The sequence below is a fragment of the Natrinema sp. H-ect4 genome (genome assembly GCF_041894845.1).
Taxonomy (GTDB): Archaea; Halobacteriota; Halobacteria; order Halobacteriales; family Natrialbaceae; genus Natrinema.
In genome coordinates this window covers 63,319-89,091 of sequence record NZ_JBHDYC010000009.1, presented here as the reverse complement: position 1 = coordinate 89,091, position 25,773 = coordinate 63,319, and the positions used below count along the sequence as shown (strand labels likewise).

Below are 25,773 nucleotides of genomic sequence, written 5' to 3'. Positions count from 1 at the left end.
TCTGGGTTCTCGACCTAAATAATTCAGAAGTGCTATCGGAGTCGCCGCTGCCAGGCGTATATTATTCGCATTGGTTCTCAACTGGCCGGCTCCAAGCCGTTGAACCACTGCGTTCTTTCTACCATTCCTGGGCAGATCCGAGTAGCTGAGGTCGAAACCTTCTCCAAGCAGATCCAGGGATTCCCTGCCTGCCTTTCGCGGGTTTTGAAAAAAGAGATACATTCTATAAACGGTATGACAGTTGCTACTTTTAAAACAACGGCCAAGAAACCCGGTTCCTGCTACAAGTTGATGTCCGGAGTGGTACCTTTCAGGTACAGGTACCCTGTCAGAATCAGGCCGACAACAGTCAGCAAGAATCCTAACGGATTCGTCACTAACTGATACACAGCCATGAACGCCATCCCGCCTCCTACAAGTCCTATACCCAGTCTCACGACGGCATCACTCAATGGGATGAACTCCGTAGCAAGGCCGTCTACCATCTTACCGAGCTTGACCCCTACTAAGGCGAATCCAGCGAGGAATCCGATGAACGACAGCAATAGCTGAGCCCAGGTCAATGCTCCAGCATTACCGCTCCAGACATCCTCGAGGCTTCCAGATGGGTTATCCAGTTGCCAGCCAAGCCCCGGAACAGTCCAAGGATTGCCGCCGGGACCGCTAGTTGAGTCTTCGTCACGGCATTCGTACTGGACGTCGTCGTTGATGTACCGTGCTTCCTCATCATAACTACAGACATCGACACGCTCAAGCTTCAAACCGTTAGTACAGCTGTAGATCGTATCCACCGTTTCACCATTCACCTTCTCCTCTCTCTTCGTCTCATCTCCCTGTGTACACTCGTCTTCCTGAGTAGCAGTAACAGAGACACTGGTGGAAACCTCGTTCCCACTCCCAGTATCCTCAACAACAACTTCACACTGGTCGGAGAACTCGCTCTGCGTCATACTGGTCGAAGTGAACGTCACCCGGAAATCGAACGATGCAGTATCGCCAGGAGAAACTCTCTGAGTATCCTGCAAGCTGTTACCGCTGAAGTAATCACCACAGGAATTGGTACGGGCCGAAAAGCTTCCCTCAGCACTGCCGACGTTTTCTGCTTCAACTGAGATCGTTCCCTGACCCAGCTCCCCGAACTCTGCACCGCTTGTAGAGACGATCTCTGGCTCACCTACAGGTTTAGATATCGTGGCATAACCGTTCGGACCTGCATCAATGTAGACGTTGAACTCGGGGTACATCAGGCTGCGCTCCATATCCAGTTTGAACGCACCATTCTGGAAGCTCGAGTCCAAGATCTCGGAGTCAGAAAGCGGAGACTCAGTGAACTCCGAAGCAGCTTCTTCCGCTTTTCCGTTCATCTCGCTCTCGATATGGCTCTCAGTAGTTCTGCCTGCGCCCCATTCTCCAAGAAGGTCGTAAGCATTGTTCTGGACGAAACTCCGGTACGAGGAGTAACTTGATTCGCTTATGACTCTCCAACCTCCTTCGTAGTCGTTACTGTGGAGAGCGTATTCATCATCGACGAGCGGAGGATTCTCACCGGTTGAAAGACTTCCCTCCCAGGTCACCTTGGCATGTCTGCCGAGGTTAGAGGTTACTCCTGTTCCTCCGTTGCCGTTAGTGATTACAGCTGTCTGAGGATTCTTATCTCCGGCCTGAACCTTCCACTCTGTCCTGAAGACTTCGTCAGGAGAACCGATATCAGCTACAGCACCGTAGTAGTCGTTCCTCTGCCAGCATCTAATAGTATATTTGTACTGCCCGGTCCAGGTATCGAACCATTTGTTAGCCCGAGCATCTACATCCGTAGTTCCGTAGCCTTCAACGGAGAACTCCCCGGCATCGTTCGTATCGGCACAGTTCGTAGTAGTCCAGTCCCACAGCTCCTGCTTAGAGCTGACAGTCTTCTTGACTGCATCCCAGCCAGTGATCGACTCTAGACCTGTATCCTGAGTCGGATACTTGGCGTATGTATTCTGGTGAGAAACACTGAACGTGACCGGTTCATCTGCTACCGCTCCTGTCTCACTCTCGATATCGCTTTCAGAGAGATAGACGTTGATCTTGTCCGTCGCAAAATTAGAGGTGTAACCTGCTTGGAGAACCTGTCCGTCGAAGAACCCACTGTTGCTCTCGTACGTAACTGTGTCAACAGAGTTCGTCGCTGCTGATGCAGAAGAAGCGGCTAATAGGAAAAACAGTGCTACTACCGAGGCCTTCAACCCTTTGTTCACTACTGGGATCCACCTATGCACTCGGCATCCTGATAGAGAGTGCCGTTGATGGTTTTGAACGTGATATTGCCTGGAATCGTCTTCCCGTGGTCAGAAGTATAGTCACGGAACTGAGTTTCTGAGTCGAAGGTCCTGTTGTTGACCTCGATCTCGTGCCAGCAACCGTCGTCGGTCTGTGTAACGTTGAGAGGTCCGAGGTCAGCAAAGGAACCGAAAGCAAGAGCTGCCAGTAATAGAACTGAACCAGCTACTACAAACTTCGTTGCTGTGCCTCCTTTGCGCGTATCTATAATTTGTGTATCACCCTGCTTTGATCTTCACGACCTCTCTTGCCCCAAGTATCAGGAATGCCAGGAAGATACCCTTAGACATCTCGAGATACAGGCGTTCTAATCCTGTCGATGGATCAGGTACCGTCCAAAAGTAGAATCCTGAAACGCCGAGAACCAATGCCCCTGAAACATACAGACCCGGAATCACCGGAACTGTCGCCGGCACACGATTCCAGCTTAATCCTATCGCAACGATCCAACCGGCTGTAAACACTATCTCAGGATGCTGGAACGCCAGCTGTACAAGAGCATTAAGGACCACTTAGCTTACCACCGGCCAGGAGTCGATGCTGTATGTTTTCGTACTGCCGCATTCAGGGCATTCGTTAGGTGTTGAGCGGTCTTTCTTCTTCTTAGTCTTCCAGATATTTCCGCATTCTTCGCACCCAGCTTTGACCCTGTATTTCTTCGTCATCGAAAAACCGAGACCTCCTATACCAGAATTGAAATCTACCACTTAAAAAACAAGAGGACCGATCGAAAGTGAAATTGAGCAATCAATCTGTGTGCCATGGATGCTTCCAGAGAGGGCTTAGAAACTCGACCACAGGACAGTCCTCAGGTCCTTCTACATTTGCATTACCTCTTGCATCGATGTAGAGGAACTGTTTTTCATTCATAGAATTTATCCTGTCTTTCCACTTCTGCCTATGAGAGGAGTTATAGAAGTTGAACGTATTGAGAAGATCCCCCCACTCATCCGCATTCAAGTTTTCAGCTACGAAGATATCTTTCAGATTTCCTGTGATATCGAATCTACTCGTCTTATCAGGCATTGGGATCTGAGAGGGTTTCTGAGTGCTGATCATAAGACCGACATCATTGTCCCTTCCAGTCACATTAACCAAACTGTCCACCTTTGCTTTGGCCGGTGAGTCCTCATCTCTCGGAATAACATAGTGAGCCTCATCGAAAAAGGCGATATACGGCTTACCAATCTGCTTCTTCTTCCGAGCATCAATGAAGTTATCCAGCACAGCAGAAACATAGAACTGGAACTTGTGACTCTCTTCAGGGAAGTACTCTCTGTACTTCTCAAGACCTAAAACGAGGACCGTAGGCATTTGCTCGAGTTCGTGATCCTGATGCTCTTTCTTCTCCCCAGGATACACAAACTCATTACAATCGTGGCACCTCCAGGCCTCTGAGTACCTGAACAAGTCCTTCCGGAACTGCGATGAAACCAGCTTCTCATTCTGCATTTCGTCGATACTGTCTTTAATAGCGCCTTCGAGCATGTCCCCGCTGTCATTCCTCAGCTCCAAGTTATCCAGCTCCTGTTTCAGCTTCTTGTAATTCTGTTCCTCCAGATCAATTCTAGCTAAGAGATTATTGAGAGCTCTCTCCTGAGCTTGAGATGTACTCGTGAACAGAGACTTGAAATCAGCCTCACTAACGTCTTTGAACCCTAATGAGAACGGTTCTACGTAACTCGGCTTGCCATCATTGTATTCATCATAGAGAAACCGGGGCTGGAAGATTTTCTTCGGCACAGGATGAGGCTCCTCTCCCTCAGCAAGACCGAGAGTCTCAACCATCTCCTTTGCTGCAGCGTTCTCGTGCGAGACGTCGGAAAAGTCGTGTTTGACGTCAGAGAAGTGCATGATGTTCCAGCCGTCATCATAGATCCTGGAGAGGATAGATTTACAGCCAAGGGTCTTTCCAGAACCAGAGTCCCCGAAAACCCCAATACGGGCGGTTACATCGCTCTTGTCGAACTTAATCCGGATGAGCTCTCCAGTCTCCACATTCCGAGCTACAGGGATCCCGTTACTGTAGTCGATCTCTGTCGCTTGTTCTACCTGTTTGAACCTGTTACTGTGGTAGTCGTCACCGACATCCCATAGCTTATCCAGTACTCCGATCAGTTGCCACCTCCGCCGTTGTCAGAAGGTCTTCTGCTTGGAGAGTCACCGCTCTGGTCAATGATAAACTGGTTCCTGCCAGACTCCGTAGAGCCACGGCTCGCATCACGTCCCCTAACCGACAACCAGGTATAGTCATTGAACGGTTGAATCCTGCCCTCAACACCTTGCACGTTACCTTGGTAACGACGAACACGGTCCTCTGAAAGATCGTAGATGTATGCGATCAATTCACCGTACTTCGGGTTCCGAGGCCTTCCTATAGCACCCCAGACACCCTTCTCCTCTCCGTTTATCGTAACTTCCCTATATTCATCGTAGTAATCCAGGTTATCTCTATCAGTTCTATCAATATTCAATTCCCTCCGCCCCGGGTGATCCCTGACCTTCTGATTGAGTTTTTCAGGCGCTTCAACAGGCTCAACCTGTAGATCTACACCTGACGAATCATCCTGTCCGGGTCCTAAACTACTGAACGTGAAATCAATTCCTTCACCGCCAGCCTTGTCATAAAGGAGAATCCCGAGAAGCAAGGCAACCAAGCCCCCAAAATGAGGAAACCAGGGAACTAACTCGATGAACGAATTGAGTATGATCCCTACTATCAAAACAACTCCGTAATTCCGCAAATCGGTCAATCTCACCCGTTAAATCACCTGAGGAAGGGTTATCAGTAAAACCCAGAACGCTGAGGCTCCGATAAGAGTTCCTACGATGAATCCCATGATCACTCCTCCAAATTTTCTTCCGTTTATCACGGTCAAAGCCTGGATCACGATCATCGCTGCAAGTGCGATCAGCAAATGCTGTTCAGCGAACTCTATCAACTTATCACCTCTACAAAGGCCTTGAACAAGGTTTCCTGATTCGGGTTCCCGCCGAACCTGTATACATAGAACTGGCCCTCACCGTACTCATGGACGAGCTGGTGAACCAGTTGTCCTTTATCGACGACTATCTCACCGTCTTCCCTGCCGAAAGCATTGACCGGAGCTTCCTCAAACGACCCAGTGTACTTTTTAACGAATCCTTTGTACTGGCCCTTGACCGGCTTGGAACCCTGAGGATATCTGTAGACTCTGTACCGATGCCTTCGGTACCTTTCGTCAGTATACTCGACTTCCTCTATAATGTTGAAACTGCTCTTCGGAACATCGTCGACAGTAACGGCCTCATCTTTCTTGTTATCCCGGAATTTTCTTATCTCTAATGAAATCTGATTCTCCACCTCTTAGGTCTTATTCGAGGGTGAAGTCCTCGTATCCCTCTGTTCTCTGGATTTTGGTCCTCCACATCTTGATTAATCTCTCTTCCTGATCCATCTGATCTGCGTACCATTCTATATCCTTGTCCGGATTGTTCTGAACGAGATTGTAGAGTTCGGTCTGAACCTCTGTGAGATCAGGATGCTCTTCATCGCCTTCACCAGCACCGCCGATTCCCTCAGAATCACTGGTCTCTCCGCCAGTTGAAGACGAAACAGTTTGCGGCGGCTTCGAAGAACCTGAATCACTGGAAGAACTAGATACTTCATTACCCGTCCCGTTTAGCTGCTCTCTTTCAACCACCTGTTTCTGCGGAGTTTGACGGGCCTCTTTCAACTCCTGAGCAGTCTCCTGCATCTGCTCCATCAATTCCTTCTGCTGCTCGGAGGCCTCAGTCTTGTCGTCAATCACTCTCTCAAGCCTCTCACTCAACTCATCTGCCATATCACTAGCCATGGATTTGAACTCCGACTGCTGAGCTTCAGCCATGTCTTTCACCATGTCCATAACCTCGGACTCGTTCGCCCGTTGCTGCTGGATATCGATGCCGGAGCGAAGCAGCTGCCGGTCATCACGGTAGATCTTCAAGATAAGGACCAGACGAGCAACCAACTGTTCAAGCTGATCAATGTTATCCAGGGCATCCTCCATATCCTCCTTGTCAACCGCATCACGCCGCATATTCTTCTTAAAATCATCTTCCTTCGTTCGCTTTTTGAGCTCGGAGATGTCTCCTTTGACGTTATCTGCCTTAGCCAATGCACTGCTGACAGCTGACTGGATCGTCCTGCCCCTGCTATCCAGTTCCCTTTCCAAGTTATACTGGCCTATGGTCTTGTCATCGCCAATCTCCCGTTCAATATCCTCTTGCAGGCTTTCAACGGCTCTGGACAGTTCCTGGTTCTCCACCATTTCCTGCTCCAGTTTCTCAAAAGCATCATCATTGAACAAATCACTCACTGCGAGTTCTCACCCTTTGACCTCGTCAAGTGTTTTGTCGTCACAACTTGGGCAGTACCCGTTGTTGTCTTCCCACTTGCTTTGAGGGTTTGAGGAATCGCAGTTAGGACACTTGACGTTGTTTGAGTTAGAGGTCTGCGATGCCTTTTCGCGTTCCTCCCGCTCTTCTCTCTCCTTACGAAGAGTCTCAAGCTCCTTTCTTGCCGATTCTAATTCCTTTTTCTTGTCTCTGTATTTCTCCTCCCACTTGTCCACTTTCTCTTTCTCGCCTTCGTGTTCCTGATACCCAATCGTGTTCCTGTACTCTTCCTCAGTAAGATCTGGAACATCCTTCGTCGGTTCCAGGATGATTATCGGGAAGTCTCCTGAGTGATCATCGATCCTCTTGATATTCTTCTGAGGATCCAAGGCATATGGGAACTCCTTCTTCTTTGAACGCCGCGCTAGCTTACTTGGATGCGTATTTAGCATCTTTACTACAGGTTTTTTACGACCGGGATAATTCTCCGAGTCTTTTAATTTGTCGAGACCTCCAAAGTACTCGCCGTGGAATTTGTCGATTACGAATCCTTCTTTTGCCATAGCATAGATTACCTCAAATCAAAATAGACCGAAGCCACTGTCCTCATCATCGTCATCAGACAGCGCCATTTTTTCTCTAAGCGGTTTTGTGTCCCTGAGACGGACGTAGTACCATGATTTTGCTTCCCTCTTCTCCCAGTACAAGGCCAGTACTGCGAATGCGAGAAGCAATTTATATACATCGCCCGAGAAATCCTCATCCGATGCTCTTTCCTGAGCCTGTTCAAGTTTCTCGTCTTTATCCTCGAGTCTCTGCTTCCATTTCTGGTCGATATCCTGTTCTACTTGTCTCGGGAAGTACAGACCCATACTGTCCCCGATCTCGTCCATACTGTCGATGTTCTTCATCAAGATCTGGTAGGAGACATTCAAGGCAGCCTCGCCGCAGTTATCGCTGTTCGTCGGCGTGAACCTGATCGTCTTGTTGAACACACCTACTGTTTTCTCCTCAGGGACAGGGCAGTCAAGATAACTGCCGCTGAACGTCTTCTTCTCCACCGGGACATGCTCGCCTTCGGGATCGAAGCTGAGCTCTCCATTGAACCGTTCCGCCGTATTACTGTATACGAATAGGTCAAGATCAGTCGGCCCGTTCACCGTCACAGTCGAGCCTTCTTCCCTGAGAAATTGCTTCCCAGAATCAGTTAGTACAGCCAGTGTCCATGTCTCGTTAGGACTCTGCAAAGGCTGACTGAACGATTCCAGCTCTACATTCATCCTGGTAGACCGATTTATGTCTCCAAATCTCTCCGAGATCTCTGTCTCCACACGATAATTATTCAACTCGATAGAACCAGAATCCAGATTCACTGCGTTTAGAGGCCTTACCGTGTATTCTGAGGTGAAGTTCACTTTGTTTCCGGCCTCGTCAACAACCGTGCCGTCGACGATGTACGTCCCATTCTCGTCGCCTGACGGTGTCGCCGTCCAGAGATCAGTGTTGTTCTGATGGGTGAACTCTAAGTCTTGTACAGACCTGTTTTCCTCAGATCCGTTGATGGTCACTGTCTCCAAGACTTCGGCCTGGACTGTTTCCACACCGATGTTGTCGGAGGCCTGAACAGCGAACTCACTAGGAAAACCAGCTTCAAAGCTCGGCGTCTCAACCGACTCTACTTCAGGCGTCGTATTATCCTTGAACTGGAACCTGAGCGGGACTTCCTGATGATCTCCGTACTCACCGGTCAGGTTCAGAACTCCGGTGTAATTCCCGTATTCTGTGGTTCTCGGCACTTGGTAGGATAATACGATCCTGCTGTCTACACCTGGGAAGACCGTGGTCTCCTCAGTGACGTCGAGATACTGTGAGAGGTTTCCGGAGATATCCGTCGAAACAGTTGTATCCGTATTTCCGCGAAGGGCGATGCTCTGGTTCGTGAATCTGCCTGAGGTTCCGACGCTTACTGTGCGCTCGATCCTGTCTTTGGTGAGGGACCAGTTCGTGTATCTTTGAAGATTCAGCTTGTAGCTGTGACTGTAGTTGTTTTCGAGTTCGACTTGTCCAGTGTAGTTCTGTGGCGGGAAATCAAGCGAGATATCAGCTACAATCGAATCGTTCTGTACCTGCATAGTGAATGGAAACGTGTTCTGGGATATGTTCGAGCCATTGATCGAGGAGTTACTGTCGATAACTGTCTCGTTCAAGGGCTTTACCGTGGTTTCTCCGGTGTGAGTTGCTGCTGTGAATGTTGTTAAAAGTGCAAAAGAGATTGCTGCAAGTAGTATTTTCCCAGTTTTCATATATCGAGTACCTCACGGATCTCTTTGAATAGTGACTCAGGAATTATTACTACATCATCTCCGGGCTCAATGCTGCAACCGGAAGGGACTGTAAGCAGTTTCTGTCCGTTAGCGCTTCTTTCCCAGACCGTTCCGGTTCCGTATTCTGCGTTTCTTAGTTCACTTAGGTCGTGGTCAAGCCCGTCATCCATGACTACTGTTAATTAAAGTGGTAAGTACTACTTTTAAAGGGGAAGGCCTCCAGTTACTCCAGAGTCGAGTTACCTACACCTGACGCAGTCGAGTTCGTCACATTACCCCCGCTAACCGGATCAAAAAACGGATTCGCTCGCTCGAACTCAAACAGTTCAGGCAGATTCGACAAGGCCTCAAACGTGCCAGTATCCGGAACCCATCCGGTCGCAGCAAACACGACCAGGAAATAAATCACGATACTGACCAGTACGATGTAGATCGGAGGAATGTTCTCTCCGAACGCTCTTACACTGATATAGTAGAAGGCCTTGAAGTACCAGAGAACGTGAGCACCAGCGCTGACTACAGCAAAACCGATAACAAGATACTCCATCCCGGAAGCACCGGAAATACTCTGCAACTCCGCTATCGTGGTCTGAATACTCTGGCCCAGAATCGTACCGTAGGACAGTATGACTGGTGCCGGAGACCCCTGCTCAATCGCCAACTCGATCTTCTCTTTATGTTCGAAAACCAGAATACTTGCTAGGACACTCCAACCCCACAGCCCCAAGTTCCGCGAAAACAGGGCCTTGATACGGAACAACGCCTTGAAAACTGCGAATTTCCCTATCTTGAATACTGTGAACAGCGTTTTCAGTAGTTTCCAGAGAACCAAGAGAAGTGCTCTACCTGCGATACTTCTTCACCTGTTCAGAAGGCTGCAGGCCGAGCACAGGGTACGTTGATTACAGGACTGGAGATCGTCGATAGTGAGCTGGATATTTTCACCGCAACTTTGGCAGGGCCTGAATAGTATGGGATTTTGACGGGTTATCACAAAATTCTCCCTTGCATAGAATTTCTTTTTAGTACTTTAAAAGGTGAAGTGCTCCTTTGGGTAGGGTTCTTAACTCCTATTTAGTTTATACTCGATATGCCGGATTCTCTGGACTACGTCGTCCAGGACCCTGTCGACTACGACCTCTACGATAGTTCCTCTTGGAACGACATCGACGGATTCCTGGAGCAAAGCATCCGCAACGAGAAGGAGCGGTTGGAACAGCAGCTGGAACAGATCTACCGCCAGCTCGATGAGCGAAAAGAGATCCACGAGGAGAAGATAGAATCGATTGAAGCTGAGATCCGCAGGCAGAAAGATCGGTTAGAGTCAGCTAACAGAGCTCCAGGAAATGACGACGTCAAGATTCGGAACCGGTTACAGGTACTGTACCAGGAAAAGTGGGAAGCAAAGGAGTCTGTCTGGCAGGACAAGCAAGATCTCCTTGAGGAAAAGCGAGATCTGGTACAGGAACTTCAGGAACTGGACGAGAGCAGAGACCTCGAAGAACTACTGTAAACCACCTACTCCGGAACTGGAAACCTTCTTTGAAATGTCTCGTCCGAAATTTCTTCTTCAAGTCTTTCTTTATCAGATTCTCTTACTTCTTTGGCCAAATTCGATGGAGTAGGACCCGGAGCACCACCAATATCAGTGGCATCAAAGAGCTCTGAAAACAATTCCTCGTTATCAATGACTTCTGCGAGTTGTTCTTTGCTCAACACTATTACTGAATACGGCTCGCAGCTGTCCATCCTCGAATCAGAATAAAAATACACAACGCTGTGTTTACTTGGAGGGCTGCCGCCAAGAACACCTTCTGTAACTTCTTCACTCTCTGGCTTTGGAATAGTAACCCTGCTACCTTTTTCTAACTTGTAAGACCGATTGTTAATCGTAATGAACCGACCGCCATTTGTATAATCGCTTGATAGAAACGCATAGCCAGCCTCCTTATCGTATCCCCACCAAGTAGAAGAATCATTCCCAGAGTCCATCACTACTCCATCCCGGAAGTCCTCAGGAATCGGAAGTTTACCTCCAACACTTACCCTTGAAGACTGAAGATCCCACTCGAAACTATCTCCGTCCGAATCTTCGTCACCCATTTAGAAATTTCTAACTGGGTAGAATACTATAATCTTCCGCAGAAACCCCACCATCTCTAAGAGCCGAACTAAACAGAACAACCTCTATAATCCCCTAAATCGATCCCTCTAACCTGCTATCAACAGCTAAAATATTCTAATTTTGATACTTTTGTTGTATCCAGCCCGTTGTAGTTGAGAGTGCATGGCTTCCAACCTGCACCAAGGCTTGAAACACGGACTGAGTAAGGCCTTTCCGGCGGTAGTCGCATTGGCACTGTTAACTAATCCGGTGGCAGCGCAGTCAGCGACAGAAGATTGTACGATTCCGAGTTCGCTGCAACCCTTGTTTGACCTGCTGAACACAGTGGAGGTGCTGGCCTTTACCGGAGGAGTTGCACTCGGCGTTATCGGGATGTCCGTAGCAGGCCTGATGATCGCAGGCCCGTTCGGAGAAGACTGGGTCCGACGCGGAAAGCAATTGGCGAAGAACACGATTCTGGGAGTCGTCATCCTCGCGTCCGCAAACATGGTGGTGGCCTTCCTGATCAGCCAACTCAGCCCCAGCTTCTGCACCTAACCCATGAAGAGACCGATAACCACAGTGTTGGGCGCACTGCTGCTGATAGGGACTCTTACAGCTCCCGTAGCCGCTCAAGCCGGTGAAAATACGACCACCCCACCCGGCGACGATGAAGACGGCCCTATTATCGACCTTAGTGGAGTTACTGGAGCGATTGAAGACCTGATCGAGGACTTCCAAGAGTTCACCGGTAGCTGGGATGAAACCCTGAAAGAGATCCTGATCGCAGTAATCTTTGAACCCTTCAGGCTTGTCGCCCAGCAACTTCTCAACTTCCTCTCGATCATCCTGATGCACACGCCCGACATCTACCCGAACCCAGCAGTCGAAGACGTCCACAGCGACGTCTTGCTGGTCACCTACCTGCTGTCCGGGATCGGCTTCATGATAGCAGGTCTTCTCTACATCACAGGACCGCTATTCGGAATTTCCTACAGCGAGGTCCGAATGGTGTTACCGCGGATAGGAGCAGCACTGATATTCTCCACAATCTCGCTGCCCCTGCTTCAGTACGCCGTAGAACTGAGCAACGCACTGGTGTACGCCTTCGCCCCAGCCCAGCTATCTATGAGCATCACGGAACTAGCAGGCCTCTCCACAGGACTTGTCTTGGCCTGGGTCGTCAACTCTGCGTTGCTTCTCGTGGTCGTGGTGATGTTCATCGTCAGGAACGTCTACATCATGTTCGTCGCCGCGATAAGCCCACTACTGGCGTTGGCCTGGAGTATTCCGAAGGCGAAGAGATACGCGGATACGTTCATCGCCGGCTGGTGGACCGCACTCGCAATGGCACCGCTGGACATGCTTGTCCTGAAGTTCAGCTTCGCAATGCTGGAAGGAAACGGAGCCAGCATCCCGGCCAGTATCTCAAACTGGATACTCGGAGTAGCCGCCTTCTCACTCCTCATCCTCGTCCCGTACCAGCTCTACGGAGCAAGTCAAGCAGCTATCGGACAGGCATACGTCGTCAGCCAGGGAGTGAAGAGCCGAGCTAAGCAGGCCTACCGCTACAAGAGAGGCAGAAACAATGGACAGGATACTGACTTTGATCTCTCCCAGGATGAGGCCCGCCGACTGAAGTCGTACAGGCGGAAGAAGCGGCAGCAATCGGACGAGTTCCGCAGCAACTGGAGTGATAACAATGACTGAGAAGGTACGGATGCCGGCGGATCTGGGACAGGTCACGCTGAAACTCCTCGGTAAATTCGACTCGAGAGATCTCGCTAGATTCGGTCTTCCAACCAGCATCGCATTCCTCTACATCTACACCGCTTCAAACCCGTCTATCACAGCCTATGCAGTGTTCGCTGCTTCAACTGTCTTCGGCAGCACCTGGGCGATCTGGAGGCCTTGGGGACGTCCTCTTGATCAGAATCTGTACCAAGCCCTGCGCTGGACGACGCAAAAGGAGATCGACGTAACTCCTGAAGTAGAACAAGGTCTGATCAAGGCAGGTGACTCAGTCACTGCACTAATCGAAGTTGAACCCATCAACCTGGAGCTAAAGTCTGGAAGCGAAAAAGCTGCACTCCACAAGCTGTACCAAGACCTGCTGCAGACCGTCGACTACCAAGTCACGGTTTACAGCACTCAGAGCCCGATCGACCTCAAAACCCATCTCAACGAACTGGATACCAGCGACAAAGTCCAGGAAAGCTACAGCGACTACTGTCACCGCCTTCAGGAGGCAGGACAGAACAAGACAACCCACTATGTCTCAGTCCGGGTTGAAGACGGAGATATAGAAGAACTGGAGAACCGTGTCGACGAGATCCAGGAGCAATTGAACTCGGGAGGCCTCACCACAAACAGGGTATCTCAGTTCGAAGGAAACGAAGTCAAGCCAACTCCCGAGGTGAACCACAACAACCTCACCTATCCTGACTCGGAGAACAGGACGTCCAGCAAGACAGTCTGCGTCTCCGAGTACCCGGGTGACGTTGATTTCAGCTGGATAACTCAGCTTCTCCAAGTCGAAGGCCTGGTTGATGTCACGCAGGTTGTGAATCCGAGAGAGGCAGCAGATACTGTTTCCAGTCTTCAAAAGCTGGAGAACAAGGCTGAAGCGGAGAACGACTCATTGGTCAGGAAAGGCTACGGAAGCAGTAGAAGGCTGGAACGCCTGCTTGACGACGTTGACTGGTTCCAGAACCTGCTGGCAGATCAAGACGACCAACCTGTAGAATACGGTGTCTACATCACCGTCTACGGAGAAAACGATGAGGCCTGTGAAGCCACGCTGAGACAGGTCCAGAACCGGTTGAAAACACTCGGCATCAAATACCGGAATACGGCTCTCCGCACCGACCAAAGTCACTACACGACGATGCCAGGCCTTCCTGATAAGCTGGATGAAGGACTACTGGTTCCAGCGGGAAGTGCAGCAAGCGGATTCCCATTCACGTCGACGTCCAGCATCGACGAAAACGGAGTGCTCTTCGGTGTCGGAAACTCGACTGACGCCTCCATAATCCTTGACCGGTTCAAATGGAACGCCGGACATCAAGTACTGGCCGGAGCTACCGGATCCGGGAAAAGCTTCTACTCGAAACTGCTCCTGCTCCGCTCCAGCCTAATCTACGACAACCTACAGATCAACATAGTTGATCCAAAGCCGGAGTACGGCGAGATAGAGAAAGTTCTCAGGAACTACGCCTCTGTCAACCGGTTCGAGTTCAAGGGATCTGTCAGCGATGACGCACAAGAGCTCATTCAACACGTCGAAGAAGCCTATCACAGCGCTCAACAAACCAGTGCAAAGACGATCGTCGTCGTAGACGAAGCTCACCGCCTCCTCAAAACTGAACAAGGAGCCTCAGTCCTCTCTACCCTAGTCAGGGAGGCACGCTCCTCAAACACAGCAGCCACTCTCATCACCCAGACAATCAACGACTTCTACCGCACCGAAGACGGCGAAGACATTCTGAAGAACATTCCCTGTAAGGCCCTCTTCGCCCACGAAGAAGCGGACAACAGGCCTGCAGAAGCATTCAACCTGTCTACGGTCGCGGAAACTTCCCTGTATAATCTAGCGAAAGGCGATCAAGACTCTACGGATTACAGTCAGGCGATTCTCTCAGTCAGCAACCAGTTCGAATCTGAAATCAAGGTGGAGGCCTCCGACGTTGAGGCATCGATCATCGAGAAAGGAGAGATCGCGGACAACATCTCTCCTGCTTACAGCGACTTTGAGAAAGACCACAACGGAGAACACAGCTTCTCTGAGATCTCTGAAGAAGCTCAAAATGCCGAAGAAGATACTAACTCTATCATTGAGTCTCTATCTCGTATAGACCTCCCTGCTCTCTCTTGGCCCTCCCTGTCAAGTAACAGCGATAACGCCACACCGTCTGAACCCTTGAAAAATGATAGTAACAGTAACGACACGACTGCAGAGACCAGCTTCGGTATCCCTAACTGGATTAAAGGGCTGGCGATTGCAGGTGGTTTATTCCTAGGTATAACCTTTGTCATAGCATTAGCCGCCGTTAGTTCCGACAACCTCGTCGAATCCAATTCGATATTCGGTGTGATAGCTAAACTGATTCTGACATTTAGTATCAGTACACTGCTTCTCTACTTCTGTTTCAGCTTGGTAGATGCCTACAACGCTGTCAAGGAGGCCTGAAAAGCTATGAGCATCAGAAATCGTCTCTACCACGACCACGTCACCCTCGAAGAGGAACAAGCAGAGAGGCTGAGCTACAGCAGCGAAAACTGGTACAACGTCGAAGTCAGGCCTCCGAAAGACGAGGATCTGCCTGCAACCCTGGACAACTTCGCCGCCGGGATTCGAGAGCTCCAAACCAAGTGGCTGAAACTGAGAAACGCCTCACCTACCATAGCATTCGAGATCCGGAGACACACTCCCGACAAACTCACGTTCCAGTTCTCCACGCCCACAAAGAGGCTGGAGAGGAAGGTCAGAACCCAGCTGTCGAATCAGGTGCCGAGTGTCGAGTTCGATGAAGGTGTCGAAGGCCTTCCAGGAGGTGAAGAATCCACGGCTGGCGGCGGCTTCCTGACTTCGGGACGTAGAGACTGGTATCCCTTCCGGACTGATTTCGACGACCCACCCGTCAACTCGCTGGTCTCCACCTTCCACCGACACGCGATGCAGAATACGAGCTTCGTCGTCCAGGTACTGTTCAAGCCAGTCGTCGGAGAACGTGTTCAGCGCTGGCTGTGGAAGAAACAGGCCTACAAGCAAATCCGTTACCTGAAGAAGGAGAAAGAACAGCTCTGGGGATCTAGATCTCCGACAAAGCGGGAGAAACGGCAGGCCGACGCCATCGAGGCCAAGGCCGGGAACAGCCGGTTCCACACCAGTATCCGGTTCGCCGTCCTCGGCGCTGAAGAGTACACGAAAAGCCGGGTGAAAGAGCTCGCAGGCAGCTACAACACCTACGAGAACCCGGAGACAGGGCAGTACCTCGACACCGTCACCGTTGAAGCCCTGCGAGAGCAGCGGATCTTCGACTTTCTCCAGGCAGTAGCCGACAGGAAGTACGCGGGTTGGGGCCGGAAATTCCAGGCCTCACTCAACGAGCTTGCTGCATTCGTATCGCTTCCAGACAACAACCGCGAGAACATCCAGTTCGCCCAGCCATGAATCCCGAAGAAGTCCAAACCCTGATCAGCAGCACAGAAAACCTGAGTACGACGTATCTCGGCAGCCGAGAAAGTGACCTCGGTGTCGAGGAGAACATCGGCCTCAGTGACGACAAACGCCTGACGCACGTCCTGAACGTCGGGCCGACCGGATACGGCAAGTCACAGCTAATGACCCACGTAGGGTTGCAGGACGCCGAGAAAGACCACGGAATCGCCATCGTGAACCCGAAAGGCGATCTGATAGACGAGTTCCTCGCCAAGCTCCCTGAGGATCGTGAGGACGACGTCGTCTACATCAATCCAGCACATGATCCAGTGACGCCGATCAACGTCCTCGATCCCTACGTCTCCGAGGAAATGTCTGAAGCACAGAAGGAGAATCAGAAAGAGATTATCGTCTCCGACCTCATCGATCTCTTTAAACGGCAGAGCGAGAACTGGGGCGACCAATTCGGACGTGTCCTCGAAACCCTGCTCAGGGCACATCTCGACCTGAACATCCAGAAAGACGCCGGCAACAGCTTACTCGACGTCTTCCGGTGCGTCGTCGACCAGGACAGCCTCACCGAGCTGATCGACGAGACTGAGGACGAAATCATTCGAGAGCAACTCGTCCGAGTCAAGGAAGATATGAGCAGCTACGAGATGGAACCCCTACAGCGCCGGCTGAACGACTTCGTGATGAACCCAACCATCCGAAGAGTCATCGGCCCTGAGGAGTCTGGGATTGACTTCCGTGAAGCCGTCGACGAAGGTAAGATAGTACTCGTCGATATCCAGAAAGGAGAGGTCGGAGAGACGGTCTCACAGCTGGTGGGTAGCATCGTTATCACGAAGATCTGGGCTGCGGCTCAAAGCCGGGTTACACAGCCGGCGGAACACCGGACGCCGTTCTACCTGTACGTTGATGAGCTGCAGAACTTCGGAGGGGAAGGAAGCAACTTCACAAAGATCCTGTCCGAGGCTCGAGAGTACCGTCTCGGTTGCTGGCTCGCCACGCAGTACCTCCATCAACTGGCGACGGATATGCGGCGGGCAGTCACCAACAACTGCCGTACCAAGATCGCGTTCAACCCCAGCGGAAGCGAAGATGAAAATCGGATCGCAGGAATGTTCCAAGGTCTCTCCAAGCAGCGTTTGAAGGCCTTAGGGAAGTTCCGTGCGGCAGTGCAGAAGCCGAGTGAGAAAAGCCATAACTCGGCTACGTTGTTCGACACGTATCCGCCATGGGAGGCTGACTACAGCGACGTCGACCAGCTCAAAGAGGACGGAACGGTCGCTACGTCACAGGGAACCTCACAGGTCAAGGCCTCTCAGAGCCTCGGACAGGGTAACAACGCTGGAGGGGACAAGCACCGCGAACTGCTGGCAGAAGCGAAGAAGCAACTGAGTGAACGTGGCTTCCAGGTCAATCTGCTGTACCAAGATACGGGAGATGACAAGCCGGACGGTCACGTCCACATGCCGGATGGAGGTATCGCTCATCTCGAAGCAGAACATTCGACTCTGTCTCGCCCGGTCAAAGTCCTGCGCAACCTGAAACGGGCTACTGAGGAAGATCGTGAGGTGTTCTACGTCGTCGAGGAAGGGAAGGCTGCCAAGCTGCAGAACATCGTCGACGATCCGAAGAATCGCCGCGGAAATGAGTACGAGGATGATGAAGGCAACTACAGCTACTACACCGATGAGGAAGGTGAGGAGTTCACCGAGTTCGGGGATCTCGAGGACAGCGAGTACCGTGTGATCGAAGTCGGTGAAGGAGAACTGCAGGTCCACGATGAAGCGGTTGAGCCTGAGTGCCCTGCGCTTGGGGAGAATAGCGAGGAGGAGCTGGAGTCGTTCTGCCTGCACCGGGAGGAAGATGGGTTCTGCACTGAGCTTGAGCAACAGTGCGTCCTGCTGGAAGAAGGAGAATGATGGAGGAAGAGATCTTCGATCAGGTTCGGGACAAGGATCACGTCGTTCTCCAGCACGTCGAGGAGGGACGTGACGATGTCCAGAAGATCACTGCGGAGACCACCTTGGAGAACCACCATGTCTCCTACAGCTTCGATAAGCTCGAAGATCTCGGCCTGGTCGTAGTGAATAAGCCGGATAAGATGGTTGAGAGAGTGGTTGACGGACAGAAGCGAGTGTTCCAGCATCCGAAGCAGGCAGAGTTGAGCGATGAGGGCCTGAAGTACCTGGAGGAATCTGATTCCGAGGATGTGACTGAGTACGAGGACATGAGTCACGGAGAGCTGGTTGAGCGAGTTGTAGATCTCGAGCAGGAAGTGGATGAGTTGAATGAGTCGTTCAGGTTGTTCAAGAAGCAGATTCAGCAGAAGATGGGGTAGCCCAACCCCCTCATTTAAAAGAGTGTAAGTATAGTGTCAGTATTATAAATGGAACGAGACTCGATCAAGGAAATACTCTGGAAATTCCCCCTAAGCGGGAGAGAAAAACAACTCGAAACACTCACAGCCTATTTCGAAGCCAAGAAAACCCAGAGCAAAGTCAACGCAGCCGACACCGTCGGCATACACCACACGACAGCCACATCCATCGAAGAAACATACGAGGAACTGACCCAGCAGGAGAAAACAGAACTGAACAGAGTCCTCCTCCACAACCAGATCGAGGACAACAGCCAACCGGAGACAGGGGAAAAAGCCGTTCCTGCCCATAAGGTCAATTCGAGACCTTTCGTAGGGTGATATCAGGTTCAGACTTTTGACAGCGAAAATCTTCAAGAAGCGCAGTAACTGCAATATGCAGCTACGACCGGAAGACACCCATTCGTGACGGATGCGATGAAGCTTGGTTATCTCCCCGGGAACCGTGAAGACAGCAACTACCAATTATCGGAGGAGCACGTCAACGTCGATATTTTTGAAGGATTCTTGGATAATGACTACGAGGACCCTGACCTAGACCGTTTCTTGGAGGAATGGCGTAATCGTAGGCCGCAGGTAGCTGTTATCGGAGATGCCTACAACTCAGAACAGGCCGAGAAGTATCAGCAAGTGATCGACGAACTCGTTGAAGAATTTCCATACCGTCGTTTTATCGTCGCTCCGAAGTGCCAGGAGGCCTTCGACGTTCTCGACCCAGAAAACACTACACTGGGATACGCGAACGGTGACAGCCCTGTTCAGGCAGAGGATCTCGGACCTGCAAAATTCCGTGGCTGGGACGTCCATCTGTTAGGAGGGAACCCTCACGAGGCCTACAACGCTATACAGAAGCTGACCCAGCCAACCTTAGACGACAGCAATCCCGCTAACGTTGTCGGATACGACTGTAACCTACCTTTGCGGATGGCCCACTGGGAGTACTGGACACCGGAAGGATGGCAGGACAACGGACACATGACACCCCGGGAAACCGCCCGCCGATCCTACGAAGAGATCAAAAATTTTCTTCGAGAGAAGCACATTTGGCCGAAAACCGAACCCGTAGAACTGTATGGACAGCCGACTGAGGAACCAGACGAATACTTGTGGATGGACGACGGCGGCGACCCCATCAGTTCCCTGGAAGAACTGGAGAAGGCCTACGTCGATGAATACCAGGAAAAAGGAAAACTCGCCTTCCAAAGCGAGTCGCACAAGAAGTTTATCGAGTACCGAGAAGACCTGACCCGAGTATAGAGGTTACTCGTTCTCTTCGAGTATCTCCTCGATCTCGTCCCAAGCCTGCTCCCATTTCTTCGAGTGAATCTTCCGCTCCCAATCCTTCTCAGAGACAGGAACATCTTCATCATCCACCTGCGACCGGACCTTGTCAACAGCTTCCTGCACCTTTCCTTCCTCAACCCGGAGCTCATCTACAGCATCTACTAAGATTTCCTCATTCTCAAGGAGGAACTCGACGAAAAACTCTCCGAACGGGGTCAAATCATACGTCTTAGAAGAGTCCTCAGGCCTGTAAAGCAGCTCACAGTCGATTAGCTTTTCCAAATGGTCTTGCATTCCACCGCGTGTGATATCCAAGAACTCTGCAATCTCGTTCAACGACTTATCCTCGTATAACCCGAGTAGAAGCGCTAGACGAGCCTCGTGACCCAGGCCCTGAAACAGAGAGGCCACGGCCTCGAAATCATCCTTGTTCCACTGCTCAGGCCTCATTGTCTCTAACGATACGAGGAACTTCCTAAAAAGGCGTTTGGAAAACTTTGTATCTTCCATTGGTTCTGAAAACCCCTTGTTTAGGGAAACACCTAAATCTGGGGAAGCATAAAGGACTTGGTGAAGAGGTGAAAACGGTGTGAGCAATACAGTACTGATCGCCTCCATAATCGGAGGTGGAATCGCATCAGCATCCGCAATCAAAGGCCTTGAACGAGGAAGAGGCTGGATAGGACTGCTGTTCATCGCTGCAGCGGCGGTGACCGGAGGCCTTGTAGTAGGGATGGGTGTGCTGGTCTTCAACCCGGATATCAGCACGTTCAGTATCTGTCTACAGTGTCCGGACGAATCCTTGTTCAACACTCAGCCAGACACCCGGTTTGGCGAGGCCGTGTTCTCAAGCATCGGTGCCAGCCTGGGAGCAGGCCTGACAACGTACTTCTTCGAACCAGAGAGCCAATGAACCTGAGAAAATGGATGTTCAGCGATACAGAGGAACAGGTCAAGGAGCCTGTCGAGGTCGGAGGCCTTGAACTGGATCCGGATGGAGAAGTGCTTGAGTCCGGGTTCGAGCTCGACGAGTTCCAGGAAGACATTGAGGAACGGGAGGAGTTCATCGACCAGCTGCAGAGAGATATCGACCGTCACCGGAAGAAGAAAAAACGGGCTGTTGAACGGGCTCGAGAGGCTGAAACCCAGTCTGAGAAAGAGGACTACATGGTTGAGGCGAAGGAGCACAAAGTCCTGAAGCAGAAGAAAAAGAAGGTTCTCAACCACCTGAGGAAGGAGAAGCTGATGCTGAAGAAACTGAAGCTTCAGCATATGCAGGACAACATCGGTTCCGGCCTTGACTCCGAACTGGATATCGATGTAGGCCAGCTCCCGACGAGCGATATCGAATCTGCTATCGAGGAAAGCGATGACGACCTGCTGGAAAGTCGGGACAACATCCAGGACATCGAGGACTCACTGGAGGTCGCAGACAGTGAAGCAGCAGGCCTTGACCTAAGTGACATCGAGGAAGAGGTCGAGGACGACGTCGACAGTCACGAGGAAATCCAGTTGGAGGATCGAAGTCTGCAGACTGAGGAGGAGATCGACCAGGCGATAGAGGAAGAGCTTCAGAAACTTGAGGACCTATGACGGGGCAAGGAAAGCTTCTGGAGAAGAAATTCCTTGAGAAATTCAAGGACTTCGTCCGGAAGGCAGAGGAAGCCGACACTGCCAAGGAAACCGAGGAGAGGCTGGTGAAGGCAGCTGTACAAGCAGAGTACCTGGCCGATCAGAAAAGCGGGGAGCAAGCCCAGAAATGGCAGAATCTGGCCGACAAGTCCCGACAGAAAATCCGGCGGACAGACAACCTCGATACCAGTCCAACGAACAGGGACAGAGGGCTAAACCGTAGTAGAAACAGTCAGGACCAGGAAGAGCTCTCGAACGAAGGCCCTGTCGAGTTTCGAGAACCTCCCGACCTGTCCTTCGATGATGTCGGCGGGATGAACAACTTGATCGCTACCTTCAACGACAGCATCATCAACCAGATCGAGGACTCGCCGTACAGAGAACCGTTAGGAGTCTCACCGACGAACGGAGTTCTCCTGCACGGACCACCAGGCACAGGAAAGACGTACATCTCCAAAGCATTGGCCGGAGAGCTCGGATACAACTATGCAAGTGCGAAGGCCAGCGACCTGTTCAACCGGTACGTTGGAGAAACTGAGAAAAACGTCGACGCACTGTTCCAGCAAATCGAAGAGAACCAGCCGTGCCTCGTCTTCATCGACGAACTGGAATCAATTGCCTCTAGCAGGCAATCGCTGGCCGATACAACAGGGTCACAGGCCTATACGCAGGCAGTGTCGCAGATGCTTCAAGGCCTCCAGGACTTGCAGGGGACGGACGCTGTTGTTGTAGCGGCGACTAACATGCTCGATTCCGTTGACGGCGCTATTAGGAGAAGCGGCAGATTCGACGAGAAGATAGAGGTCCCGCCTCCCGACAGAGAAGCACGTCAGGAAATCCTGCAGATTCATCTACAGGAGAAGAAGACGGCAGGTAGCTTCAACTGGGAGAAGCTGGCGGAGGCCACTGACGGATTCACCGCTGCTGACCTGAAGAAATGTGTTGACGCAGCTGCTCAACAGGCACACATCGAGTCCTTGGAAAAACAAAGTCTTCAGCCAATCAACCAGCAACATCTCACTTCGGAAATTCAGGAGACAGAACCCAGCCTGAGACACTGGCATCAAGGAAAATGAGTGAAACAACGAACTTCTGCAAAGCTTACGAACCAGATTCGACGACCCAGAAAACTTGAACGAAAACCTATGAGCCATCCCAAAGAAGAAGTCAAGAAAGTCAAGAAGCGGCTTAAAAACGGAAACAACAAGAAGGCAGTCGAACACCTGAACTATCTAATCCACGGATTAGAAAAACAAGACAGAGGAGACAGCCTCGACAGCTTCATTCGAGATCTGAAAAAAATCAAAAACGAGGCGATGGTAGATGTTGAAACTGCGTTGAAGTACTGTGACGATGTATTGGGGGAGCTAGACCCGGGTTCAGGTAGCTCTAGGTCTAAATCCAGCAGTAGCGACTATAAAATAGAAGATGAGATCGGAGCCGATTCACAAGACGAAAATAAAGAACTGATCAAAGCATCAGATATCGTTATGAATGATCAAAGCCATATTGAAGAGGAGATAGAACGACTGCAGAAAGAAATAATGATTATGGAACAGAAAATGAAAGAACTTGAAGACGACTAAAGATGGCGAAAACAGCATTCTCGACAGAACAGCTGAAGCAGGCTGTCGACCCTGAACCAGTCGAAAGAGTCTGTGACACTATTTTGGAGACAGCAGACAGCACCAGCGACGACCTGAACAAACTCTCACAGGCCATAGTCTATCACCGGTTCATCCGCTTCCAAATCACAGACAGCGCTCAAGGAGAACTGAAACCTCCGGAAGTGACCGCGACAGAGCAAAGAGGAGGTCGATCGGACCAAGTCGTTCTCCTGGCCTCAATGCTTCTAAGCAAAGGAATTACCTGCAGAATCCTGAAAGCGAGTACTTTCAACAAATCGGTCTACACTCTTGAGGTCCTCGTCGACAACGAATCTGAAACCCAGGCTGTCGGCGTCGACGCCAAACAAGAATACCGGTTCAAAGAGAGTAACCAGCGAGAAGGACTGTACTGGACACCTGCCGACCCACAACTCTGTCCCCGCCCCGGTAAACTGGGAGATCTCAAAGAGGAAGACCTAATCACAAAGAAGTCCGAAAATGGCCGTCGACTCTACGAATGGAGGAACTCGGAAGACTCGGTGACGATCTGCCCGTGAAATCAGTTCTCCAGCTGGGCGAAGTACTCAGCGTCTAGTTCCCTGACCGGTACCACGTCAACACTCGAAGTACCTGAATCCAGATCCTCCAGCTTGTTCTGCAGATAACTCTCTACCGACGATGAACCTGCAGCAACGACCACAAGGTCACACCTCTCAGAATCCTTTTCTACATGGTCAATCTCTCTTTCGTTCTCACCTAATGCGACCTCCACCGCAACCTCAAATCCAGAGCTGTTGCCGTAGACATCGATATCATAGTACTCCCTCTTCGCAGCGAACCCAGCTTCTTCCAACATCTCCTTGAACATATGCTGCCAGTACCTATGTTCTATTCCTCCACGACCCACTCTTTCAAATTCGATATCGTGCTTTTCCAGGTATTCACGGCCTCTCTCCGGTATTTCCAGAAGAGTTAGACTCGAGTTTTCCTTTTTGGCCTTGCTCTCCTCAATCAAGCCCTCTTCCATCAGTTCCTTCTTGGCCCTGTGCCCTGTGCCGTAGCTGGACATCTTCTCATACCTTTCAGATACTCCGATGAACGGATTTTCCACTATATCCTTCAGAAGCTGCAATGCAGTATCTGAAATCGGTTCTTCCACGATATCATCGTCGCTGCTCTCCTCTTCGGATTCAGTACCGCCTGTTTCCGCGGTATCCACGGTTTGTGAAGAAGAGGAATCAAGTGGTTGGAAAGAAAGACTTTGCCACTTATCGCCCATCTCCGAAATTAGGTCATCATCGGTAACGTCTTTCTTCAACTCGAAGTCCGGAAGTCGAACAGGGACAGGCTCCTTCTCTCCCTTCTGGATAACAGCTTGACCTATTCCCAGCTGTTTCGCCCAACGCTTCTGCAGTCCATCCATCTTCAGAGACTCCGCTATCGATCTGAACTCCTTCGCGTCACCTGTCGCCAGCAAGATCTTCGTGTAGGTGTTTGCCTTGATCGAGTCTGTCAGTTTGTTCGCCTCCTGGTCTGCAGCTATCAACGATTCCTCGAACTCACGGAGCTTGGCAATCTTATCATCGATCTCCGGTAGACCGGAAGCTACCTGCTGCTCCTTGTAAGCAGAGAAAATCTTCTTCGCCTCATCCAGAAACGTGACGTGCCGTACCCTGCCGCCTCTATGATTCTGCGCCTTCCTGTATTCATATATCCAGGCGATCAAGATCTCCATCAGAAAGTTCTGAGTCCACTTCTTGAGACCTTCAAACTCGAAGACTACATTTCTCTCCAGCAACTCCTCTAACGAGTACCCCTGCTGTACGTTGAAAGTATGCGGTGCATCTCTCAGCAACCTTCCTATACTTGTCCTTATCCTGTTTTGGAAGGCCTGCCTCTGAGGATGTACAGAACGTTTCTGAATGTAGTTCCTCAACTCCAATAGTGTTGGCTGGCCGTCCATCTTATTCTGGAACTGGTGAAGGTGTTCGTCCAAGAACCGGTCAGATCCTCCGAGCAATTGTTGACTGTCACAGAATACCTCCATGAACGTCGACAACCAGTCACCCTTCTGAACTCCTGGCGGCGGCTTCAACGGGTTGAACCTGAACTTCTCCACAGGCAGCACCAGTACATCATCTATCTTCTCACTCCTGACCAGGTGTCGGTAGTCCTGCTTCAGATCGAACGCCCAAAACGGAATACCGAGATCATCCAGCTCCGACATCAGATTGAGGAACAAAGTGGTCTTACCAGAACCGGTTTGACCGACTGCTAACAGGTGCTTGGTGAGACTGTCTACAGGCAGGTCCACCATCCCCCCTTTCCAACCCCTTCCCACATTAATCGAGGACCTCCCGACTGAAGGCCGGTGTTCCTGGGGGAAAGGATAACTGCGGTGCTGCTTGATCTTCACCCTCAATATCTTCGCAGCATTTTCTCTCACCTTGTTATTCGGAGATCTATCAATAAGCTCCAGAAGGTTCTGCACCTCCGGGTCATCATCAATATTCGCCTGCTCCGCCTGTTGCAGAAGCCTATCGTGAAGCGACATGCTCTACAGCCCTAATCTGCAGAGCACTTTTTTATAA

28 protein-coding genes are annotated in these 25,773 nt (G+C 50.8%); 14 read left to right on the top strand and 14 right to left on the bottom strand.

From position 1 onward, the window contains the following. Positions 1–281: 281 nt before the first annotated feature. The 11 genes from ACEWFR_RS13030 to ACEWFR_RS12980 form a co-directional block, all read right to left on the bottom strand. Positions 282–2,240 (bottom strand): hypothetical protein, encoded by a 1,959-nt coding sequence (locus tag ACEWFR_RS13030; protein WP_374061447.1) that lies wholly within the window; start codon positions 2,238–2,240, stop codon positions 282–284. A gap of 300 nt (positions 2,241–2,540) precedes the next feature. Further along, the gene (locus ACEWFR_RS13025; protein ID WP_374061446.1) at positions 2,541–2,834 is read right to left on the bottom strand and encodes a hypothetical protein; all 294 of its coding nucleotides are present in this window, start codon (positions 2,832–2,834) and stop codon (positions 2,541–2,543) included. Between the two features lie 235 nt (positions 2,835–3,069). Further along, positions 3,070–4,320 carry a helicase HerA domain-containing protein gene (locus tag ACEWFR_RS13020; RefSeq protein ID WP_374061445.1) on the bottom strand — a complete coding sequence of 417 codons (1,251 nt, stop codon included), beginning with the start codon at positions 4,318–4,320 and terminating at the stop codon, positions 3,070–3,072. Positions 4,321–4,436: 116 nt separating this feature from the next. Next, entirely contained in the window at positions 4,437–5,081 is a 645-nt protein-coding gene (locus ACEWFR_RS13015) for a hypothetical protein (RefSeq protein WP_374061444.1), read from the bottom strand. A gap of 3 nt (positions 5,082–5,084) precedes the next feature. After that, positions 5,085–5,264: a hypothetical protein gene (locus ACEWFR_RS13010; RefSeq protein ID WP_374061443.1), complete on the bottom strand. Its 180-nt coding sequence runs from the start codon at positions 5,262–5,264 to the stop codon at positions 5,085–5,087. Next, entirely contained in the window at positions 5,261–5,665 is a 405-nt protein-coding gene (locus ACEWFR_RS13005; RefSeq protein ID WP_374061442.1) for a hypothetical protein, read from the bottom strand. Before ACEWFR_RS13005 ends, ACEWFR_RS13010 begins: the two co-directional genes overlap by 4 nt. A gap of 10 nt (positions 5,666–5,675) precedes the next feature. Continuing rightward, positions 5,676–6,662: a hypothetical protein gene (locus tag ACEWFR_RS13000; protein WP_374061441.1), complete on the bottom strand. Its 987-nt coding sequence runs from the start codon at positions 6,660–6,662 to the stop codon at positions 5,676–5,678. Between the two features lie 9 nt (positions 6,663–6,671). Next, positions 6,672–7,244: a hypothetical protein gene (locus ACEWFR_RS12995; protein WP_374061440.1), complete on the bottom strand. Its 573-nt coding sequence runs from the start codon at positions 7,242–7,244 to the stop codon at positions 6,672–6,674. A gap of 18 nt (positions 7,245–7,262) precedes the next feature. Beyond that, positions 7,263–8,984 carry a hypothetical protein gene (locus tag ACEWFR_RS12990; protein ID WP_374061439.1) on the bottom strand — a complete coding sequence of 574 codons (1,722 nt, stop codon included), beginning with the start codon at positions 8,982–8,984 and terminating at the stop codon, positions 7,263–7,265. Beyond that, complete coding sequence (locus ACEWFR_RS12985; RefSeq protein WP_374061438.1) at positions 8,981–9,175, bottom strand: hypothetical protein; 195 nt, start codon at positions 9,173–9,175, stop codon at positions 8,981–8,983. The genes ACEWFR_RS12990 and ACEWFR_RS12985 overlap by 4 nt, the downstream gene beginning before the upstream one ends. A gap of 53 nt (positions 9,176–9,228) precedes the next feature. Further along, the gene (locus tag ACEWFR_RS12980) at positions 9,229–9,837 is read right to left on the bottom strand and encodes a hypothetical protein (protein ID WP_374061437.1); all 609 of its coding nucleotides are present in this window, start codon (positions 9,835–9,837) and stop codon (positions 9,229–9,231) included. A gap of 258 nt (positions 9,838–10,095) precedes the next feature. Between ACEWFR_RS12980 and ACEWFR_RS12975 the strand changes: the two genes are divergently transcribed. After that, complete coding sequence (locus ACEWFR_RS12975) at positions 10,096–10,518, top strand: hypothetical protein (RefSeq protein WP_374061436.1); 423 nt, start codon at positions 10,096–10,098, stop codon at positions 10,516–10,518. Between the two features lie 5 nt (positions 10,519–10,523). Here the strand turns inward: ACEWFR_RS12975 and ACEWFR_RS12970 are convergent, their stop codons facing one another. Further along, positions 10,524–11,108, bottom strand: a complete 585-nt coding sequence (locus ACEWFR_RS12970; protein ID WP_374061435.1) for a hypothetical protein — start codon at positions 11,106–11,108, stop codon at positions 10,524–10,526. 184 nt (positions 11,109–11,292) lie between these two features. Between ACEWFR_RS12970 and ACEWFR_RS12965 the strand changes: the two genes are divergently transcribed. The 8 genes from ACEWFR_RS12965 to ACEWFR_RS12930 all read left to right on the top strand — a co-directional run bounded on the left by ACEWFR_RS12965 (position 11,293) and on the right by ACEWFR_RS12930 (position 19,916). Continuing rightward, a complete protein-coding gene (locus ACEWFR_RS12965; RefSeq protein ID WP_374061434.1) occupies positions 11,293–11,667 on the top strand; it encodes a hypothetical protein in 375 nt (124 codons plus the stop codon). Positions 11,668–11,670: 3 nt separating this feature from the next. Continuing rightward, positions 11,671–12,819, top strand: coding sequence for a hypothetical protein (locus ACEWFR_RS12960; RefSeq protein ID WP_374061433.1), 1,149 nt, complete (start codon positions 11,671–11,673; stop codon positions 12,817–12,819). Then, positions 12,812–15,298 (top strand): ATP-binding protein, encoded by a 2,487-nt coding sequence (locus ACEWFR_RS12955; RefSeq protein WP_374061432.1) that lies wholly within the window; start codon positions 12,812–12,814, stop codon positions 15,296–15,298. Before ACEWFR_RS12960 ends, ACEWFR_RS12955 begins: the two co-directional genes overlap by 8 nt. 6 nt (positions 15,299–15,304) lie before the next feature. Next, positions 15,305–16,282 (top strand): hypothetical protein, encoded by a 978-nt coding sequence (locus tag ACEWFR_RS12950; RefSeq protein ID WP_374061431.1) that lies wholly within the window; start codon positions 15,305–15,307, stop codon positions 16,280–16,282. Then, positions 16,279–18,201 carry a type IV secretory system conjugative DNA transfer family protein gene (locus ACEWFR_RS12945; protein WP_374061430.1) on the top strand — a complete coding sequence of 641 codons (1,923 nt, stop codon included), beginning with the start codon at positions 16,279–16,281 and terminating at the stop codon, positions 18,199–18,201. Before ACEWFR_RS12950 ends, ACEWFR_RS12945 begins: the two co-directional genes overlap by 4 nt. Next, on the top strand, positions 18,201–18,620 hold the full coding sequence (locus ACEWFR_RS12940) for a hypothetical protein (protein WP_374061429.1): 420 nt from the start codon (positions 18,201–18,203) through the stop codon (positions 18,618–18,620). The genes ACEWFR_RS12945 and ACEWFR_RS12940 overlap by 1 nt, the downstream gene beginning before the upstream one ends. A 48-nt stretch (positions 18,621–18,668) precedes the next feature. After that, positions 18,669–18,980, top strand: coding sequence for a hypothetical protein (locus tag ACEWFR_RS12935; RefSeq protein ID WP_374061428.1), 312 nt, complete (start codon positions 18,669–18,671; stop codon positions 18,978–18,980). An 84-nt stretch (positions 18,981–19,064) separates the two neighbouring features. Next, entirely contained in the window at positions 19,065–19,916 is an 852-nt protein-coding gene (locus ACEWFR_RS12930) for a DUF6610 family protein (protein WP_374061427.1), read from the top strand. Positions 19,917–19,919: 3 nt separating this feature from the next. Here ACEWFR_RS12930 and ACEWFR_RS12925 read toward each other — a convergent pair whose 3' ends face one another. Then, entirely contained in the window at positions 19,920–20,453 is a 534-nt protein-coding gene (locus tag ACEWFR_RS12925) for a winged helix-turn-helix domain-containing protein (protein ID WP_374061426.1), read from the bottom strand. A 79-nt stretch (positions 20,454–20,532) separates the two neighbouring features. Between ACEWFR_RS12925 and ACEWFR_RS12920 the strand changes: the two genes are divergently transcribed. From ACEWFR_RS12920 to ACEWFR_RS12900, 5 genes are all read left to right on the top strand, one after another. Then, positions 20,533–20,856, top strand: coding sequence for a hypothetical protein (locus ACEWFR_RS12920; protein ID WP_374061425.1), 324 nt, complete (start codon positions 20,533–20,535; stop codon positions 20,854–20,856). After that, positions 20,853–21,536 carry a hypothetical protein gene (locus ACEWFR_RS12915; RefSeq protein ID WP_374061424.1) on the top strand — a complete coding sequence of 228 codons (684 nt, stop codon included), beginning with the start codon at positions 20,853–20,855 and terminating at the stop codon, positions 21,534–21,536. Before ACEWFR_RS12920 ends, ACEWFR_RS12915 begins: the two co-directional genes overlap by 4 nt. Continuing rightward, positions 21,533–22,651, top strand: coding sequence for a 26S protease regulatory subunit (locus ACEWFR_RS12910; RefSeq protein ID WP_374061423.1), 1,119 nt, complete (start codon positions 21,533–21,535; stop codon positions 22,649–22,651). The genes ACEWFR_RS12915 and ACEWFR_RS12910 overlap by 4 nt, the downstream gene beginning before the upstream one ends. A gap of 69 nt (positions 22,652–22,720) precedes the next feature. After that, positions 22,721–23,161, top strand: a complete 441-nt coding sequence (locus ACEWFR_RS12905) for a hypothetical protein (RefSeq protein ID WP_374061422.1) — start codon at positions 22,721–22,723, stop codon at positions 23,159–23,161. Between the two features lie 2 nt (positions 23,162–23,163). Continuing rightward, on the top strand, positions 23,164–23,739 hold the full coding sequence (locus ACEWFR_RS12900) for a hypothetical protein (protein WP_374061421.1): 576 nt from the start codon (positions 23,164–23,166) through the stop codon (positions 23,737–23,739). A 2-nt stretch (positions 23,740–23,741) separates the two neighbouring features. Here the strand turns inward: ACEWFR_RS12900 and ACEWFR_RS12895 are convergent, their stop codons facing one another. After that, a complete protein-coding gene (locus tag ACEWFR_RS12895) occupies positions 23,742–25,736 on the bottom strand; it encodes an ATP-binding protein (RefSeq protein WP_374061420.1) in 1,995 nt (664 codons plus the stop codon). Between the last annotated feature and the right edge of the window lie 37 nt (positions 25,737–25,773).

Coding starts and splice junctions, on each gene's coding strand:
- ACEWFR_RS12995 (WP_374061440.1), bottom strand. CDS start 7,244: ATGGCAAAAGAAGGATTCGTAATCGACAAATTCCACGGCGAGTACTTT.
- ACEWFR_RS12990 (WP_374061439.1), bottom strand. CDS start 8,984: ATGAAAACTGGGAAAATACTACTTGCAGCAATCTCTTTTGCACTTTTA.
- ACEWFR_RS12985 (WP_374061438.1), bottom strand. CDS start 9,175: ATGGATGACGGGCTTGACCACGACCTAAGTGAACTAAGAAACGCAGAA.
- ACEWFR_RS12975 (WP_374061436.1), top strand. CDS start 10,096: ATGCCGGATTCTCTGGACTACGTCGTCCAGGACCCTGTCGACTACGAC.
- ACEWFR_RS12970 (WP_374061435.1), bottom strand. CDS start 11,108: ATGGGTGACGAAGATTCGGACGGAGATAGTTTCGAGTGGGATCTTCAG.
- ACEWFR_RS12965 (WP_374061434.1), top strand. CDS start 11,293: ATGGCTTCCAACCTGCACCAAGGCTTGAAACACGGACTGAGTAAGGCC.
- ACEWFR_RS12960 (WP_374061433.1), top strand. CDS start 11,671: ATGAAGAGACCGATAACCACAGTGTTGGGCGCACTGCTGCTGATAGGG.
- ACEWFR_RS12955 (WP_374061432.1), top strand. CDS start 12,812: ATGACTGAGAAGGTACGGATGCCGGCGGATCTGGGACAGGTCACGCTG.
- ACEWFR_RS12950 (WP_374061431.1), top strand. CDS start 15,305: ATGAGCATCAGAAATCGTCTCTACCACGACCACGTCACCCTCGAAGAG.
- ACEWFR_RS12945 (WP_374061430.1), top strand. CDS start 16,279: ATGAATCCCGAAGAAGTCCAAACCCTGATCAGCAGCACAGAAAACCTG.
- ACEWFR_RS12940 (WP_374061429.1), top strand. CDS start 18,201: ATGGAGGAAGAGATCTTCGATCAGGTTCGGGACAAGGATCACGTCGTT.
- ACEWFR_RS12935 (WP_374061428.1), top strand. CDS start 18,669: ATGGAACGAGACTCGATCAAGGAAATACTCTGGAAATTCCCCCTAAGC.
- ACEWFR_RS12925 (WP_374061426.1), bottom strand. CDS start 20,453: ATGGAAGATACAAAGTTTTCCAAACGCCTTTTTAGGAAGTTCCTCGTA.
- ACEWFR_RS12915 (WP_374061424.1), top strand. CDS start 20,853: ATGAACCTGAGAAAATGGATGTTCAGCGATACAGAGGAACAGGTCAAG.
- ACEWFR_RS12910 (WP_374061423.1), top strand. CDS start 21,533: ATGACGGGGCAAGGAAAGCTTCTGGAGAAGAAATTCCTTGAGAAATTC.
- ACEWFR_RS12905 (WP_374061422.1), top strand. CDS start 22,721: ATGAGCCATCCCAAAGAAGAAGTCAAGAAAGTCAAGAAGCGGCTTAAA.
- ACEWFR_RS12900 (WP_374061421.1), top strand. CDS start 23,164: ATGGCGAAAACAGCATTCTCGACAGAACAGCTGAAGCAGGCTGTCGAC.
- ACEWFR_RS12895 (WP_374061420.1), bottom strand. CDS start 25,736: ATGTCGCTTCACGATAGGCTTCTGCAACAGGCGGAGCAGGCGAATATT.